General features: G+C 59.9%; 17 protein-coding genes. 12 read left to right on the forward strand and 5 right to left on the reverse strand.

Translation table 11 applies throughout. The features are described from left to right. The first annotated feature begins 136 nt into the window (after positions 1-136). Genes EEB12_RS09665 through EEB12_RS09675 form a run of 3 tightly spaced genes read left to right on the forward strand, consistent with a single transcriptional unit; the run spans position 137 to position 2,332 of the window. The gene (locus EEB12_RS09665) at positions 137-1,114 is read left to right on the forward strand and encodes an HAD family hydrolase (RefSeq protein WP_046379794.1); all 978 of its coding nucleotides are present in this window, start codon (positions 137-139) and stop codon (positions 1,112-1,114) included. Between the two features lie 12 nt (positions 1,115-1,126). Continuing rightward, positions 1,127-1,993 carry a hypothetical protein gene (locus EEB12_RS09670; RefSeq protein WP_019747212.1) on the forward strand — a complete coding sequence of 289 codons (867 nt, stop codon included), beginning with the start codon at positions 1,127-1,129 and terminating at the stop codon, positions 1,991-1,993. Positions 1,994-2,011: 18 nt separating this feature from the next. Continuing rightward, positions 2,012-2,332, forward strand: a complete 321-nt coding sequence (locus tag EEB12_RS09675; RefSeq protein ID WP_258537470.1) for a PPOX class F420-dependent oxidoreductase — start codon at positions 2,012-2,014, stop codon at positions 2,330-2,332. Between the two features lie 18 nt (positions 2,333-2,350). Here the strand turns inward: EEB12_RS09675 and EEB12_RS09680 are convergent, their stop codons facing one another. Continuing rightward, on the reverse strand, positions 2,351-3,727 hold the full coding sequence (locus tag EEB12_RS09680) for a WS/DGAT/MGAT family O-acyltransferase (protein ID WP_020906476.1): 1,377 nt from the start codon (positions 3,725-3,727) through the stop codon (positions 2,351-2,353). Between the two features lie 369 nt (positions 3,728-4,096). Between EEB12_RS09680 and EEB12_RS09685 the strand changes: the two genes are divergently transcribed. Further along, positions 4,097-4,969: a hypothetical protein gene (locus EEB12_RS09685; protein ID WP_069147093.1), complete on the forward strand. Its 873-nt coding sequence runs from the start codon at positions 4,097-4,099 to the stop codon at positions 4,967-4,969. Between the two features lie 12 nt (positions 4,970-4,981). Here the strand turns inward: EEB12_RS09685 and EEB12_RS09690 are convergent, their stop codons facing one another. Continuing rightward, a complete protein-coding gene (locus EEB12_RS09690) occupies positions 4,982-5,440 on the reverse strand; it encodes a MarR family winged helix-turn-helix transcriptional regulator (protein ID WP_020906474.1) in 459 nt (152 codons plus the stop codon). A 62-nt stretch (positions 5,441-5,502) separates the two neighbouring features. On the opposite strand from EEB12_RS09690, the gene EEB12_RS09695 reads away from it, so the two are divergent. Both EEB12_RS09695 and EEB12_RS09700 read left to right on the forward strand, forming a co-directional pair. Then, positions 5,503-6,378, forward strand: a complete 876-nt coding sequence (locus EEB12_RS09695) for a haloalkane dehalogenase (RefSeq protein ID WP_047889160.1) — start codon at positions 5,503-5,505, stop codon at positions 6,376-6,378. A gap of 168 nt (positions 6,379-6,546) precedes the next feature. Further along, entirely contained in the window at positions 6,547-7,185 is a 639-nt protein-coding gene (locus EEB12_RS09700) for a PAS and ANTAR domain-containing protein (RefSeq protein WP_019747203.1), read from the forward strand. A gap of 150 nt (positions 7,186-7,335) precedes the next feature. Here EEB12_RS09700 and EEB12_RS30455 read toward each other — a convergent pair whose 3' ends face one another. Next, positions 7,336-7,482 (reverse strand): hypothetical protein, encoded by a 147-nt coding sequence (locus EEB12_RS30455; protein WP_019747202.1) that lies wholly within the window; start codon positions 7,480-7,482, stop codon positions 7,336-7,338. A gap of 185 nt (positions 7,483-7,667) precedes the next feature. On the opposite strand from EEB12_RS30455, the gene EEB12_RS09705 reads away from it, so the two are divergent. Genes EEB12_RS09705 through EEB12_RS09720 form a run of 4 tightly spaced genes read left to right on the forward strand, consistent with a single transcriptional unit; the run spans position 7,668 to position 10,840 of the window. After that, complete coding sequence (locus tag EEB12_RS09705; RefSeq protein ID WP_019747201.1) at positions 7,668-8,855, forward strand: zinc-dependent alcohol dehydrogenase; 1,188 nt, start codon at positions 7,668-7,670, stop codon at positions 8,853-8,855. Between the two features lie 51 nt (positions 8,856-8,906). Further along, a complete protein-coding gene (locus EEB12_RS09710) occupies positions 8,907-9,434 on the forward strand; it encodes an SRPBCC family protein (protein ID WP_020968645.1) in 528 nt (175 codons plus the stop codon). A 51-nt stretch (positions 9,435-9,485) separates the two neighbouring features. Next, positions 9,486-10,061: a TetR/AcrR family transcriptional regulator gene (locus EEB12_RS09715; protein WP_141487692.1), complete on the forward strand. Its 576-nt coding sequence runs from the start codon at positions 9,486-9,488 to the stop codon at positions 10,059-10,061. Between the two features lie 8 nt (positions 10,062-10,069). Next, entirely contained in the window at positions 10,070-10,840 is a 771-nt protein-coding gene (locus EEB12_RS09720; RefSeq protein WP_003945779.1) for a glucose 1-dehydrogenase, read from the forward strand. Between the two features lie 44 nt (positions 10,841-10,884). On the opposite strand, the gene EEB12_RS09725 is transcribed toward EEB12_RS09720, so the two are convergent. Together EEB12_RS09725 and EEB12_RS09730 are read right to left on the reverse strand one after the other, a co-directional pair. After that, the gene (locus tag EEB12_RS09725; RefSeq protein ID WP_141487693.1) at positions 10,885-11,370 is read right to left on the reverse strand and encodes an RNA polymerase subunit sigma; all 486 of its coding nucleotides are present in this window, start codon (positions 11,368-11,370) and stop codon (positions 10,885-10,887) included. Positions 11,371-11,417: 47 nt separating this feature from the next. Then, a complete protein-coding gene (locus tag EEB12_RS09730; RefSeq protein WP_141487694.1) occupies positions 11,418-11,756 on the reverse strand; it encodes a hypothetical protein in 339 nt (112 codons plus the stop codon). 282 nt (positions 11,757-12,038) lie between these two features. On the opposite strand from EEB12_RS09730, the gene EEB12_RS09735 reads away from it, so the two are divergent. Together EEB12_RS09735 and EEB12_RS09740 are read left to right on the forward strand one after the other, a co-directional pair. Next, complete coding sequence (locus EEB12_RS09735; RefSeq protein ID WP_141487695.1) at positions 12,039-12,926, forward strand: SAM-dependent methyltransferase; 888 nt, start codon at positions 12,039-12,041, stop codon at positions 12,924-12,926. 184 nt (positions 12,927-13,110) lie between these two features. Beyond that, the gene (locus EEB12_RS09740; protein ID WP_141487696.1) at positions 13,111-14,523 is read left to right on the forward strand and encodes a serine hydrolase; all 1,413 of its coding nucleotides are present in this window, start codon (positions 13,111-13,113) and stop codon (positions 14,521-14,523) included. The last annotated feature ends 1,091 nt before the right edge of the window (positions 14,524-15,614 follow it).

A 15,614-nucleotide genomic window follows, 5' to 3' on the forward strand; every position in this document is an offset into this window, starting at 1 on the left:
GCTGCATGGTCAATCGCATACCCCGATTGTGCTCACCGAAGCGCTGTCGCCCGAAATGGGCGATGCCATCTTCGGCAGGAGGTCCGAGTATGAAAGTGCCGGGTCTGTCATCGCCTCACTGGAAGCCAGGGACCACATGAGCAGTCAATTCGTTGAAGCCTCCACCTCCGATAACCCTGACCCGCTTCCGAGCTGGCAGGACGGCACGCCGAAACAGGCCATCAGGCAATTCGTCGAACGCGCGACGACTGAGGGAAGTCCGGACGAAATCGCACCGGAAGACCGGATCGCAGTCTTCGACAACGACGGAACTCTGTGGTGTGAGAAGCCGATGCCGATCCAACTCGACTTCATCTTGCGCCGCCTCGTCGAGATGACCAACCAGGATCCGACTCTTCGCAACCGTCAACCGTGGCAGGCGGCCTTCGAGCAGGACTACGCCTGGTTGAACGATGTGATCTCGAAGCACTATCGCGGCGACGACAGCGCACTGAAGGTGCTCGCGGCCGGTGTCCTGGCGGCATTCGCCGAAGTCACAGTCGACGAATTCGAAACCCACGCCGATACCTACCTGCGCACTGCTTCGCATCCCACTCTCGATCGCAAATATTTGCACTGCAGTTATTCACCCATGGTGGAGTTGCTCGATTACCTTGCGGCCAAAGGCTTCTCCAACTACATAGTCTCTGGCGGCGGACGTGATTTCATGCGGCCGATCAGTCAGGAGGTCTACGGTATCCCCCGAGATCGCGTCATCGGCAGCGGCGTGGCATTGACGTGGAAGGACGACGGCCACAGCGGCACGATCCTTCGTCAGCCCCAAACCGATGTCGTCGACGACGGGCCGGCCAAGCCCGTACAGATATGGAACCGAATCGGCCGACGACCTGTCATCGCGGCCGGAAACAGCAACGGTGACCTACCGATGTTGCAGTTCGCCGAACACCCGAACATTCCGGCACTTCGTCTTCTGGTGCTCCATGACGATCCGGAACGCGAGTTCGACTACGTGGACGGAGCCGAGCACGCACTCGACGCCTCGCGCGCAAACGGGTGGACAGTGGTGAGCATCAAAAACGACTGGAAGACAGTCTTCGAACCACTCGCCGAATGACAGTATGGACGTGTGACCCTCGATGATGTCGCCGACGAACTCTACGGCCTCGACCCCGGCGAGTTCGTCGAGGCGCGTACAAAGCATGTGAAGGCTGCCCGGGAGGACAACGACCGCACACTGGCCGCGGAGATCGGAAAACTTCGGAAGCCAACCACCGTGGGATGGTTGGTCAATCTCATTTCGCGCAATCTATCCGAAGATCTGGATGCACTTCTCGCGCTTGGCGAATCGCTACGCGACGCCCAACGCCATCTCTCAGGTCAGGACTTGCGACGGCTGACGACACAGAGGCAGCAGGTGGTGCGAAGTCTCGCCCACAAATCCGGTGAGATCGCGGCTTCGCGTGGAAAGAATGCCGGTGAGGATGCGTTACGTGATGTCGCGCAGACCCTCAATGCCGCCCTGTCCGACGAGGAGACTGCCGCGCAGGTCCGACTCGGACGAGTTGTGACCGCTGCCAGTTACAGCGGTTTCGGGCCGGCGGGACTTGCTGTAGTGGAGGAGGATTCCGTACACGATGCCCCTGCGATCCACACCGAAGACAGCGCTCCGGCCAAATCCACTGCTCCGGATCACAAGGCCGAACAAGCCAAGGCGAAAGCAGAATTGACGGAAGCCAGGGCAGACCTCGAGAAAATCCGACGACGGGTCAAGGCCGAGACCGCCCAGTTCGAGGATGCCAGGTCAAAGCTGTCCGACCTCGACCGCCGCATCGAAGAACTCCGCGCCGATCTCGAACACGCAGAACAGGAACGACAGTTCGCCAAGAACACCGAGAAGGCTGCCGGCGTCGCGGTTCGAGAGTCCGAGGATGAGCTTCGCGAAGCCGAGCGCCGGGTCGACGAAGCAGAAGAGGGCCTTGACGAGACGGAATGAGTTGCACGTTCGGAGATCTTGACCTCTACAGCAGTTCCCCCGGATACAGCCACGATCGACATCAGCGGTTACAACATGACGGGCAGCCGTAAGTTTCACAATGTCGCGGAGAACGGGCGGGTCGCGTTTGTCGTGGACGACATCGCATCTGTAGATCCATGGCGGGTCAGGTGGGTCGAAATCCGTGGACGGGCAGAGGCTTTGGATGTTGCGGGTGTTGGTGCGCATGGTCTCGACGCACCGATCATCCGTATCCACCCCGAACGCATCATCAGCTTCGGCCTCGACGACAAAGAACTGGACGTCCACCAGTTGGTCGTGAACGGACGTGACGTCTGAATGCCCAAATCGAATTGATCAGCCTGCGGCGGCTTCTAGTTCACTCAGTGATTCCTCGAGGTGACCGAGAAGCCGCTGCAGGTGCGGAACATTGCGGCGGCAACCGACGAGACCGAACTGCATGGTGTCCGCATAGCCGATGACGGTGATGTTCATTGCCTGCCCGTCCAACGGAATCGATGCCGGATAGCAGCTCTCGAGCTTCGCGCCGTTCCAGTATCGCGTCGTCGTCGGGCCGGGGACGTTGGAAATCACCAGATTGAAGACTGGGCGCCCGGTGATCAGTCGGGATGAACCAGGGATCAGCGGCAACCCGAGGCCGGCAACATTCAATGCACTGAGCGCCGTGATCTGAAGGGGCGTCAGGCCCGACATCAGGGACTTGGCGCTACTCATCGAGTCGTGAACTCTCTGAAGTCTGGCCGCCGGATCCGCCAATTCGGTTGCCAGATCACACAACACCGCACCAACAGCATTGCCGGAAGCCTCACCCTCATCGCCTTTACGAAGTGATACCGGCACCATCGCGATCAACGGTTTGTCCGGCAACTCGTCCAGTTCGATCAGGTAACGCCGCAGCGCGCCCGCGCACATAGCCAACACCGCATCGTTGAGCGTCACGTCTGCGACGCAACTGACCTTGCGCAGGCGCTCGATCGGCCACGACTGCGCGGCGACACGCCTCGCGCCGGTGATCGGGACGTTGAAGATCGATTTCGGAGCAGCAAACGGTAACGGTGCGACGTGGTCCTTCACCGCCGAGGCAGCGGCGTTCACAATCGCAGGGCCCACCCCGACCACATCTTGCACGGTCTCGATCACGGAGCCCACCCGCCTCTGCAGGTCCAGCCCGCGACTGGCTCGAACCCGCCCCGAAGAAGGTCGCTGCGCCCACGGAGGCATCGATTCTCGATCGAGCGGGTCCGACGAGAGGCTGCGGTACCACGCCTGAACAGCAGACACACCATCCATGAGTGCATGGTGCGTCTTCATGTACACGGCAACTCGGCCGTCGGCGAGACCTTCGATCACATACGCCTCCCACAGCGGCCGATGCCGATCGAGCAGCGTGCCGTGGAGCATGGAGGTCAGCTCGAGCAATTCGCGGACTCGTCCCGGCTTGGGCAGCGCGAGCAACCGGACGTGATACTCGAGATCGACATCCGTGTCCTCCGTCCAACGCACCGGCGCGAAGTTCGACAAGAACTGCACCGGCTTGCGGCGGAAGAGGGGGCGAATCGAGTCGACGTCGGTGAGCGAACGGTAGAGCGACCTGGCGAATTCGCCGTCGTCTCCTTCCGGCGGAACGAAAAGCGACAGTCCACCGACGTGCATGGGATGCTCTCGTGACTCCATCAGCAGGAACATCGAGTCGAGCGGCAGCATCAGCGTCATGGCGATCCGTTCTCTCGGGCAGCTGCCCGGAGTACCGATCAGCCGCTGTTCGACAAAGTTACTCGCCCTGACTTCCCTCATTGGCGACTCCGACAAAACATTGCCCCCTCGATTTCGACAGGAGTCCGACATTCCCGTCGACGAACGCCTTTTCGGGTCGTAGCACCTCACAGAGATTCGTGGGTGAATGACGAGACACAGAGCACTGCAACAAATTTCAATCCTCACAGCCACAAGTAGTAGCGAAGGCGATCGCAGTAATACTTTTGTCGGAATTGTTTCAAATTGTCTGTACATCCAAGTCACACGTGACTACCGTCACTCATCATCACAATCCCGACTGGTCGGTTGTAACCAAAGGAGAAATACATGTCCCGACGTTCGACGTCGCGTGGGCTTTTCGGCGCACTCGCCACCGCAACTGTGTTCGCCACCGTCACAGCGGTGGGAAGCTTGTCAGCAGGTATTGCAGGAGCCGCCCCGGCAGCGGAGATCCCCTTCGGAGGTTGGGATTCATGTCCGATCGACAATCCCGAGACCAGCACCTGTATGGACGTCACGGTTACCGGCGGAAACATGAAGATCGGCAAGCTTTCCGTCGGAATTCCCGCCGGAGCGATGCGCATCGCAGGCGGAGTTGCCTACCGCGAGAATCCAGAGGCTGAATTCGGATTCGACCAAGTCTTCATCCCACCGAACGACAACAGTCGGGGGATCTACGCCGAACCTATCGACATCCCCGGGGGCGCACTCGGAATCGACCTACCATTCAACAATCTCTTCGGACTGAACAAGGCCTCGGCCACCGTCGAGTCGACGTCTGCACTCCCCACCGTGGATGCATTTCAGCTTGGCGTGAAGCTACCCGTCAAATTGAAGATCGCGAACCCTCTCCTCGGCGGCAAATGCTACCTGGGCTCGGACAGCAACCCCGTTCAACTCAACTTGGATGTGACCGAATACGGCGTCCTCGAAGAGGTTCCAGGTTTCCCGGATACTGCCGTCGTTCGAAACACCGGACACACCGGACAGCCCTTCGCCGTCCCGACAGCTTCCGGATGTGGCCCGTTCGGCGTTCTGAATCCAATCGTCAACTGGCGCGCCGGGCTTCCCTCGTCCACCACGTCCAACTCCCTCACCACGACGAGCGACGTCTACAACATCGGTGCCGACAGCCTCAGGCCCCAGCCGGCCGGCTCACCCGAACCTGCTGCCGTCGCCGCCGAACGTAGCGCCAAGTAAGTAGGTCGGACTTCATTCATCGCCGGCTTCGGTGGCGTCGAGTAACGCACCGAGGGCGCGGTGGAGCTCGGCCAGTTCCCGCCCACCGGTTTTCGTCAGCACTTCCGTATTCTTTGCATCCAATTGGCGGACAATGTCTTTAGCGAGTTCTATGACTCGTTTCCCCTCGTCACTGAGATCGAGGCAAACGGCTCGCGCATCGCGACTGTCTCGTTCGCTGACAACAAACCCGCTCTTCTCCAACGCTCGCACGAGCTTGGATATGTAAATTCGCTGCAACCCCGTGTGCGCGGCGAGTTCTCGCTGACTAGGCCTCTCCCCCGCACTCACCAGACCATGGAGAGACGCGAGCACCGAATACTGGGCGTGGGTCAACCCGAGGTGCGCGATCGCTCGGTCAACCCCCGCCCGCCAGCGCAAGCCAAGGTGCCACACCAGCGACCCCGTCGTCCATATTTCTCGATCTTGCATTCAAATAGAATACATGGCTACTATCTAAATTAGGGTACATGGAAACTATTTGAGGAGTCGCAATGCCCACAATTCCCGTGCTCGACTCGACTGTGGCCTACCGCTCGTGCGGAGACGGAATACCCTTCGTACTTATCCACGGGAACCCCACATCCTCCTACCTGTGGCGAAACATCCTCCCGCAGATAGGAAATCTCGGCCAAGCGCTTGCCCCTGACCTCATCGGAATGGGCGCGTCGGGCAAACCGCCAATCGACTACGGTTTTCTCGACACCGCCCGTTACCTCGACGCATGGTTCGACCAGATGGAGCTCGACGACGTCGTACTCGTCGGACACGACTGGGGCGGGGCACTTGCACTGGACTGGGCTGCCCGCCATCCCGAACGCGTTCGAGGTGTTGCCTTCTTCGAAACGATCCTCCGTCCGATGACCTGGGACGAGCACTTCCCGGGAGACGCACGAGCGCGGGTCGAGGCCCTGAGAGCTCCCGGTATCGGCGAGACCAAGGTACTCGACGAAAACTTCTTCCTCGAAATTGCGCTTCACAGAACAGTTCTCGGAGAGCTGTCCGAGACCGATGCTGAAACCTATCGCGCCCCTTACCCCTCGCCGGAGAGTCGCCGGCCCCTTCTCGAGTGGCCACGGTCCTTCCCCGTCGAAGGAAGTCCCGGCGACGTGAATGCACGAGTGGCGGCGTACAGCGATTGGCTCGCAGAAAGCAGCGAGGTACCCAAACTCCTTCTCACCTTCAGCGGCCCCGCCGAACTTCTCATGATCGGACCTGACGAAGTCGCGTGGAGCCGATCGAATATCGCAAACCTCGAGGTGAAACAGTGCGGTCCCGCAGGACATCTCGCCCCCGAGGATCAGCCTGCGGCCATCGCGGCGGCGATCACCGAATGGACACAGCGGCAACACTGCTTCAGCCGCGACTGAAGTGGGACCGTCGCCACGTTCTCTGAGCGCCGGTTTCCCCGACCCATGCGGTAGCGATCCAGACGGTGCTCCGAAATATGGGACCGACACCACCTCCGCCGGATTTGTCCGATATAACTAACTGGCGAGTACGCCGGTTGGGACGAGGTCGAGAACGAGGGGGCGTGTGTGGTGAACGAGGACGGGTTGGGGCGAACGTCGGGATCGGGGGCTCCACACCGGGTGGGCGGCTTTCTTTATCACCGCAACGGCGACCGGTGGGAGTGGTCGGACGAAGTCGCACGGATTCACGGATACGAACCCGACCAAGTAGCTCCGACGACGGAATTGATGCTCGCCCACAAGCATCCCGACGACCGAAGACACGTTGCCCAGACACTGCACGCCATCCGCACTTCAGGCGGTCCGTTCAGCAGCCGCCACCGCATCATCGACACCGCAGGGGACACTCACTCGGTAATCGTCGTCGGCGACAGCGTCGTGGACGAGTCGGGTGCTGTGGTCGGCAGCTCAGGCTTCTACATCGACGTCACCGAAACCCTGGACAGCACGGTGAAAGCATCTGTCGACGTGCTGGTCAACGAAATCACTGCTTCTCGCGGGGTGATCGAGCAAGCCAAAGGCATGCTCATGGTGATCTACGGAATCTCTGCCGATCGAGCTTTCGACATCCTCGTGTGGCGTTCGCAGGAGACCAACGTGAAACTCAGGGATGTTGCCGAGCAGTTGATAGTTCGCACGCTGGACGATTTCCGGGTCCCGACACTTCTGCGGACCCGGTTCGATCACTTGCTGTTACAGGGTTGAACTTCTCACCCGGCTGAACCACGAACTGGGAGATGCTTAAGGCGGTTCCCGTGGCTGGCTGCTCAACCTCGAGGAACCTCGCCCGCATTGATTCCGGGACGGTCCGATGCGGCCTATCCCCGTTGTTACCCAACGCGGAGTAAAAGGAAACTACTTGTCGTCGGACTTCTTCTCGGAGGTCTCCTCGACCAGTTCAGGCGCCTGTTCTCGAGTTGCCATTCCGCCGTCGCCGCCCTTGTCCACGGGCCCTGGGTGCCCACCCTTGGGCGACTGGTCGTTGTTGTCTTTCTCGGTCATGCGGTCATCCCCGTCATTTGGTCCTGTCAGTCATACGGCGTGCCGCCTTTCAGGAGCCTCGGCCCGCCTCCCTCTCAATCTAACGCTCTCAGCACTTCCCGCAACCCTCACCGGTTTTGTTTGCATTTCAGCGCTTTCGGGCAGGTGACTGCGAACAGCATTTCCACGATGAGAGGTCGATCCCAGTGCGCGCAGTGACTTGGCAAGGCAAACGAAAAGTAAGCGTCGATACGGTTCCGGACCCGAAGATCGTCGAACCCAGTGACGCGATCATCAAGGTCACCACGACGAATATCTGCGGATCCGATCTGCACCTGTACGAGACTCTGGGTGCGTTCATGAATGCCGGCGACATTCTCGGTCATGAACCGATGGGCATCGTCGAAGAAGTCGGCTCGGAAGTCACGAATCTCGAGATAGGCGACCGCGTCGTGATCCCGTTCCAGATCTCGTGTGGCAACTGTTTCATGTGTGATTCGAGCCTCTACACACAGTGCGAGACGACTCAGGTCCGCGATCAGGGAACGGGCGCAGCGTTGTTCGGCTTCTCCGAGCTGTACGGCTCGGTGCCAGGCGGGCAGGCCGAGTACCTTCGAGTACCGCAAGCACATTTCACACACATCAAAGTTCCCGAAGGTCCCGCGGATTCGCGATTCGTCTACCTCTCCGACGTGCTTCCCACAGCCTGGCAGTCGGTTGAATACGCCGACATCCCGCCGGGTGGGTCCGTGACCATCCTCGGTCTCGGACCGATCGGTGACATGGCGGCCCGCATCGCTCACCACAAGGGATTTCGAGTAATCGGCGTGGACCGTGTACCCGAACGCCTTGCACGCCTTGCCGAACGCGGGATCGAAACCCTCAATCTCGACGACTACGGCAGCAAGATCGGTGACGCAGTCCGAGATGCGACGAACGGCCGTGGAACCGATTCGGTGATCGATGCTGTCGGTATGGAAGCGCACGGGTCTCCGATCGGAAAGCTCGCGCAGCAGTTCGTCGGACTCCTTCCCGATGCTCTTGCCGCGCCTGCGATGCGTAACGCAGGAATCGATCGACTCGGTGCGGTCTATTCGGCCATCGACATCGTTCGGCGCGGGGGGACGATTTCTCTGATCGGTGTATACGGCGGCATGGTTGATCCACTGCCGCTGATGACTATGTTCGACAAGCAGATTCAGCTCAGGATGGGTCAGGCGAACGTCAAGAAGTGGGTAGACGACATCATGCCTTTGCTCACTGATGACGACCCACTCGGCGTCGACACCTTTTCCACTCATCAGCTGCCGCTCGATCAGGCGCCACACGCCTACGAGATCTTTCAGAAAAAGCAGGAAGGCGCGGTCAAGATCCAACTGAAACCGCACGGGTAATAATCAGCACCGATTCCATCCACGTTCGACAGAAAAGAAACTGAAACCGAAATGGCTCGCGAACTCACCGTCTCCGACAGCGTCGTCGTCAATGTCGACGCGCTTTCTCTCTATGAGCTCATCAGCGATCCCACTCGCATGGGCGACTGGAGTCCCGAAAACCTGGGAGCTACCTTGCGGGGAGACCGCGAAAGCGCTTTCCTGGGTATGGAGTTCGACGGGCACAACAAACGTGGGCGCGCGCAGTGGACCACAAGATGCACCGTCACCGCTGCCGACACCGGGAAACTGTTCGAATTCCGTGTTCACAAGATCGGCCTTGCCACGCCACGAATCTCTGCCGCTATTGCAACCTGGCGGTACCGATTTCAGCCCGTCCCCGGTGGAACCCGAGTTACCGAAACGTGGATCGACGACAGACGGGGCTGGCCGGATTTTGCGGCCGACATATTCGACAAGGTTGCCACCGGCGGAATGACGTTCGCCGACTTTCAGCGCGGCAACATCCGCAAGACGCTGCTGAACATCAAGAGCGCCGTTGAGCAGGAGGTATCCGGCATCGAAGGCAGCACCGGCTGACCGACCGGCACAGCTTGTGGCAGTTTCTGCCACTTTTGGTACAGTGCGGATATGGCAACAGCCCGCCGCACTGCACTACTTCTCCGCGTCTCGCAGAGTTGCGCTGCCGCTTTCGTCGAACGCGGCGACACTTCGACGACCATCGCGGAGCTCGCCGAACGGGCAGAAATCTCCGAGCGCACCTTCTATCGTTGCTTTGCCACCAAGGAAGAGAGCATCTGGCCGATGCTCGACGAGGGAAACCGCAGTCTTGCCACCGCCCTCAGCGCGCAATCCCGCGAATACGGACTCTCAGCGGCAGTGAAGACGGCCTTTATCGCATCGGTCGGCGAGTCCTTCGAGCCGATGACTCGGTCACTGATGCCCATCATCTTCGGCGACGCGGCGCTCCGGAGAGTGTGGGAATCAGCAACTTTCGAGACGATGGAACTGATCCGCCCAGAAGTTGCACGTCTGATCGATCGGCCAGAAGGCTTGCTCGACACGACAGCGGCTTCGGGCCAGGCAACACTGGCGGTAGTGGCCGCACTGCGCGAGATGGCAGACCTCCGGACCCCCGCACCCAAGGCCATCACCCGCGCGCTCGGCGCGTTCTCGAAGCCATATCTCGCAACACCAACAGGTTAGGAACAATCATGACTCAGGATCTCTCCGGAAAAATCGTTCTCGTCACTGGCGGCGCACGCGGCCTGGGCGAAGCGTTTGCGCGCGGCATCGTCGCGGGTAACGGCCGCGTCGTCATCGGCGATCTACTCGACGACGACGGTCGAGCAGTGGCCGAATCTCTGGGCGACGCAGCACGTTACGTTCACCTCGACGTCACGGATCCGGCGTCTTGGAAGTCCGCCGCCGAGTACGCGGTATCCGAATTCGGCGCGATCAACGGTTTGGTCAACAATGCCGGAATCTCGGCGTCTGGCCAGACGGTCGCCGAAGAACCGCTCGAGACGTTCCAACGCATCATCCAGATCAACCTGGTGTCCGTACACACCGGTATCCACACGGTGGTGCCGTTCATGAAGGCAGCAGGCGGCGGATCCATCGTGAACATCTCCTCGGCCGCCGGCCTGATGGGCATGGCCCTGACCAGCGGTTACGGCGCAGCCAAGTGGGGCGTGCGTGGGCTGAGCAAGATCGCCGCCGTCGAACTCGGTCGCGACAAGATTCGGGTCAACTCCGTGCACCCCGGCATGGTCCTCACCCCCATGACTGCGCCGACGGGCATCAGCCTCGAAGAGGGCGCATTCCCCAACAATCCGTATCGCCGTGTCGGTCGCCCGGAGGAGTTGGTCGGTGCGGTCACCTACCTTCTTTCCGACGATGCCTCGTACACAACAGGTTCCGAGATCGCCGTCGACGGTGGTTGGACCGCCGGACCGTCGATCGAATACATCGCCGGCCAGTAAGGCAGGGATCCGTTCCTGCCTGAACCTGCGCATTCCGAACGTCCTCAGGTAGATACCAACGTCTCCCTGATTGCATTCGGAGAACTCAACTTTCGCAGGCGCTGCAGCGCGCGATGCAGGTCGAGTGACACCTGGTCGGTCGTACGGGCGAGCGATGTTGCCGTCGCCTCACTGTCGAGGCCGACGATCAACCGCAACACCAGGACATCGCGTTCGACAACCGGGAGCGCTGCTGGAGGCGGGAGCGGCCCACTGCTGAACCGGTCGGATGCCGCCCGAGCAATCGCGACACTTGTACTCGCGTACAGCAGGCGCAGGAAAGGCTGATTCGCCGCCGATCCGTCACAAACTGCCGTGAGAACAGAGATGCATGCAGCATCCGCGGCGGAGTCGGAGACGGCCCGATCAAGCTCGGCGCGGCACCGCAGCACAACCATCGGGCGAAACACTGCGTACAAATCGGTCATGGCTTCATGGCTACCGCTCCGTGCCGCGGCGGCCAACATCTCGAGCGAGCCTTCCTGCAACATGGGCTTACAATCTCTCTCGACCCGAAATTCGTCGTGTAGCCGGGGGATCAGCTGGATCCGAACAGTCCGGCGAAGGGGTTCACTGTCGGCGCGGGTGCCTGATCTTGCCCGCCTTGCCATTGGTTCTGATTGCCCCAGTCGTTGCCCTGATTCCAGTTACCACCCTGGTTCCAGCCGCCGTTTCCACCACGGTCCCAATCGTGCGAGTGATCGCCCCCCTGATCTCCATACCAACTGTTATCGGCCTGTGTTACATCATGATTCACAGTATCTGCCGAGGCCGGTGCGGCGAGCACGGCAATGGGTACGGTCAATACCGCACCCGTCACCGCGAGCTTGGTCCAGAAGCACTTCCTACGTTGTTCCGGTGCGGATAGTCGTGTCATGATCGATCCCTTCTCCGAAGATTTCTCCAGACTCTCTGGCTGTCCCGAACGGGGCACACACCAGTGAAGTCCTGCATCCTGGCCGTCCACTGGCACAACCCTGGCAGATTCCTGGCAGGGCTGAATTCAAACCGAACGCCTTGCACTACACAATGTTCCGATGCCGGCTCGTTGTTGTTCGCGCCCCGTTCCGACCGTTCCGTTCCAGGCGGCAAGGGGTCGCTCGGGCGTAAAGTCGAGAGGGTTCGGCTCAGTCGTCCAGAGCGGAAGGACACCCAGAAAATGCGGAGCGATGGAGATACGTGGGACATCGTCAGTAGCGTCGGACTCACCGCGCTTGCAGTGGCGACCTTCCGCGCATTGGAAAGCGCCCGCTCGGACGCGATCATCGAAGACAAGTTCGCATCGTGGTTCGTAGAAGCTGCAGCGGAGCCGCATTTCACAGCTCTTCTGAACGATCCGGCACTCCTCGACGACACACCCTTCGGCGGTTTCATGGGATTGCGAACCAGGTTCTTCGACGAATTCTTCTTGTCGTCAACCGAATCCGGAGTAAAGCAGGCGGTAATCGTTGCGGCGGGGTTGGATTCGCGTGCGTACCGGCTGGATTGGAACTCAGAATCCACAGTGTTCGAAGTAGATCAACCAAAGGTACTGGAGTTCAAAGCCGAAGTGCTCGCGGCGCGCGACGCCCAGCCGAAAACTGATCGACGCACTGTGCCTACGGATCTGCGCAACGACTGGCCGGCTGCGCTCGCGGAGGCGGGTTTCGATCCGAAGGAACCTACTGCATGGTCCGCAGAAGGCCTGCTCGCTTATCTCCCCGGCCCGGCCCACGACGCCCTGTTCGAGCGGATCGACGAACTCTCGGCCACTGGTAGTCGGTTGGCAGTGAACGACTTTCCGGCCGGCACGGACCCGAAGAAGCTGGCGACCATCAGATCCAAGTACTTTGCCGAGAACCCGTTCGGAGACCTGGACATTTCGCAACTGTTCTACAGCGACAAACGATCCGATCCCGGCCGGTGGCTCACTGAACACAATTGGACCGTCCGACGCTTCAGCTCGGTGGGGTTGGCAGATCTGTACGATCGCCGGATTCCTGATCTCCCCGAAGAGATCGCCGCACTGTCGACGCAGCCTTCTTTCCTGGCCGCGACCAAGAACTAACTCGGGCAGTCCTCACGAAAGTTACTCGGGTGCAGCATTTCTCCGTTTTGTCCAGCTTCACTATGCGTGTCACCACGACAAGTAGTTGACGGTACTCGAGGATGAACCGATTCAGTACTTCAGGCTGAGTACGTCTACACCTCAGACGGACGCGCGCCGAAGAGAACGCTGATGAAATGAGTCCATGAAACTCGAACACGCACGCAGGAAGAGTCGCCCGCTCACGCTGGTGGCACTTGCCTCCGCAGCGGTATTCGCCCTCGCCGCATGTACTTCCGGGCCGGATTCTGCACAGACCTCGGACAACAGCACAAAGGTCTCCGCCACCGAGACACCCACGACAGTCACGATCCCCGACAGCCCCGTCGGCAAGCAGATCAGCTGGCTTCTCAGTGCGTTCAACACGAGCGCGCCATTGCCCCAGGAAGAAATCGCCGAGCACTTCGGACCCACCGCACCAGTTGTCCTGACGCCTCCGGACTTCGACTCCATCCGAGCCGGACAGCCGTGGGCAACAGTGAATTACAAGGGAGGCGATACCGACGGCACCGTTTCCATCACCAGTACCACCGGCGGCGCGTTCGACATGAACGTCGTCGTCGACGGCGACGGCGACGGGTTGGTCCTTGGAATGGCGATAACACCGACCAAAGACGATCATGTGCCTGCCGCATCGTGGCAAGAGCTCGAGGCAGCTGTCAAAGCACTTCCCGCGCCGACGAACTTGACCGTCACCGAGGTCACCGGCGGAAAGAACGCCGAAGTCTTCGGTGTCGGCGACACCTCACCACAGCCCACAGGGTCAACGATCAAGCTGTACGTTCTCGGCGCGGTCGCGACGGCTGTCCAGAACGGGACACTCTCGTGGGATCAGAAGCTCACCATCACCGACGACCTCAAGTCGATGCCCGGCGGGACAATGCAGGACCTGCCGTCGGGAACCGAAGTCACGGTCCGAGAGACCGCCGGCAAGATGATCTCGATCAGCGACAACACCGCCACCGACATTCTGATCGCTGCTGTCGGGCGCGAGCAGGTCGAGGCCGAGTTCGCCCCGATGGGCATGGCGGATCCTTCGCTCAACATTCCACTGAAGCCGACCCGCGCACTGTTCCAACTCGGCTGGGGCAACGATGGCGCACAACGTATCGCCTGGCGCGACGGAACCCCGGACGAGCGTCGAGCAATACTGGCGGCACTACCTGGCCGCCTGGTGGACATCCCGGCGTCAGCATTCACCACCCCCGCATGGCCTTTCGACATCGACTGGTTCGCCTCGCCCGCCGACCTGCGTGCCGCGTTGGTTTCGTTGCAAGAGATGGCGAAGACCGAGAGCGGTGCACCGGTTCGAGACATACTGGCCGAAGATCCGGCGCTCGGTGACGATTCCGCGAAATGGTTCACCTACGGCGGATTCAAGGGCGGCAGCTCCATCGGGGTCCTTGCGGGTGCCTACTACGTGGAACACGACGATCGCGCCTGGGTCGTCACCATGCAAACTCACGGTGACGACGCTGCGCTGGTTGCCGATCCGGCTCTGTACTTCGATCCGGTCGACGACGCGATGCTCCTGATCCAGAAGGATGCGACCAGCTAGAACGATAGAAGGTTGAGATTTCGCGACAGTCTCCGACTGGGTTGACAGATGAGGTCCGGATACAGAGAAGCCGCTGTGCTTCCAGTGTCATCCGGATGCACAGCGGCTTCGCCAAGTCTTAGCCCGTGGGGGGCTCGGTCTCGTCCGACGAGAATCCGTCGAAGAATGCGATGACCTTCTGAAGAAGTGTCGCGATGTCGAAATCTTCCAAGCTACCCATTGCGTTCGTCCTTTCGTTTAACACTGGAGGATGAAACGTGCATCTTGCAATTTCCAATGTAAAGCATGAAAAGCATTATTTCTCGACCACGCGGCACTTCGGTTGTAAATACCTCACTCAGCAAGATATGAGCAAATCACCGCAAATAACAGCTCCCACCCGCAATATTTCCACTTTCCACAACCCACTAAATTCCCCAATTCGCAAGTGGGTAAATCTTGAGAAAAATTTCCGGACGCGTCGATTACGAAAGATCCTCCTAGTGAAACTTCCAATCCAAGACCACAAGGCAGAGGAAGCTTCGACACGGATGAGACGCAGTTTTTCCCGGTTCCAAGAAGCGCCATCCACATACATGGTGGACATTCGGCGGCGATAACGAACCATTAGCAACACAATCCCAGGCGCATTCTCCCGCCTTCTGACTTTCACCCATGACCACTGGATATTCTCGCAGATGAAACGCAATACCAGTTCGAAAATTTCATATCTTCAGTGGATACTGTGCACGCGATTAACTGATCAAATGTCTGTTGACTCACCGAGTCCCCACACTTCGCCAGAACTTCACATCCGAATGCTGGACGTTAGTTTAGATGGGTTCGCATTTCTCGCAATCTTCCCGATAAAGGCGGCCCCACGGATAAACCGCGACTGCACCGCCGCAGGCCGCCAGGTCACGATCCGCGCCTCGACGAAGGGCGCGCAGGCACCCTCGCACGAGGGTGAAATCGGGGGTGAAACATGCCTGGAGGTCTCGTCTTGTCGAGCCCGACACAGTACGTTTTCCCAGGCACGCCAGTCCCCAGATTCATACGGTGTGCAAGGGCTCGTTGACGCTTCCGAGATGTTGGCAAGACCGACCACAGGC

This window comes from Rhodococcus sp. WS1 (assembly GCF_003797745.1).
Taxonomy (GTDB): domain Bacteria; phylum Actinomycetota; class Actinomycetes; order Mycobacteriales; family Mycobacteriaceae; genus Rhodococcus_F; species Rhodococcus_F erythropolis.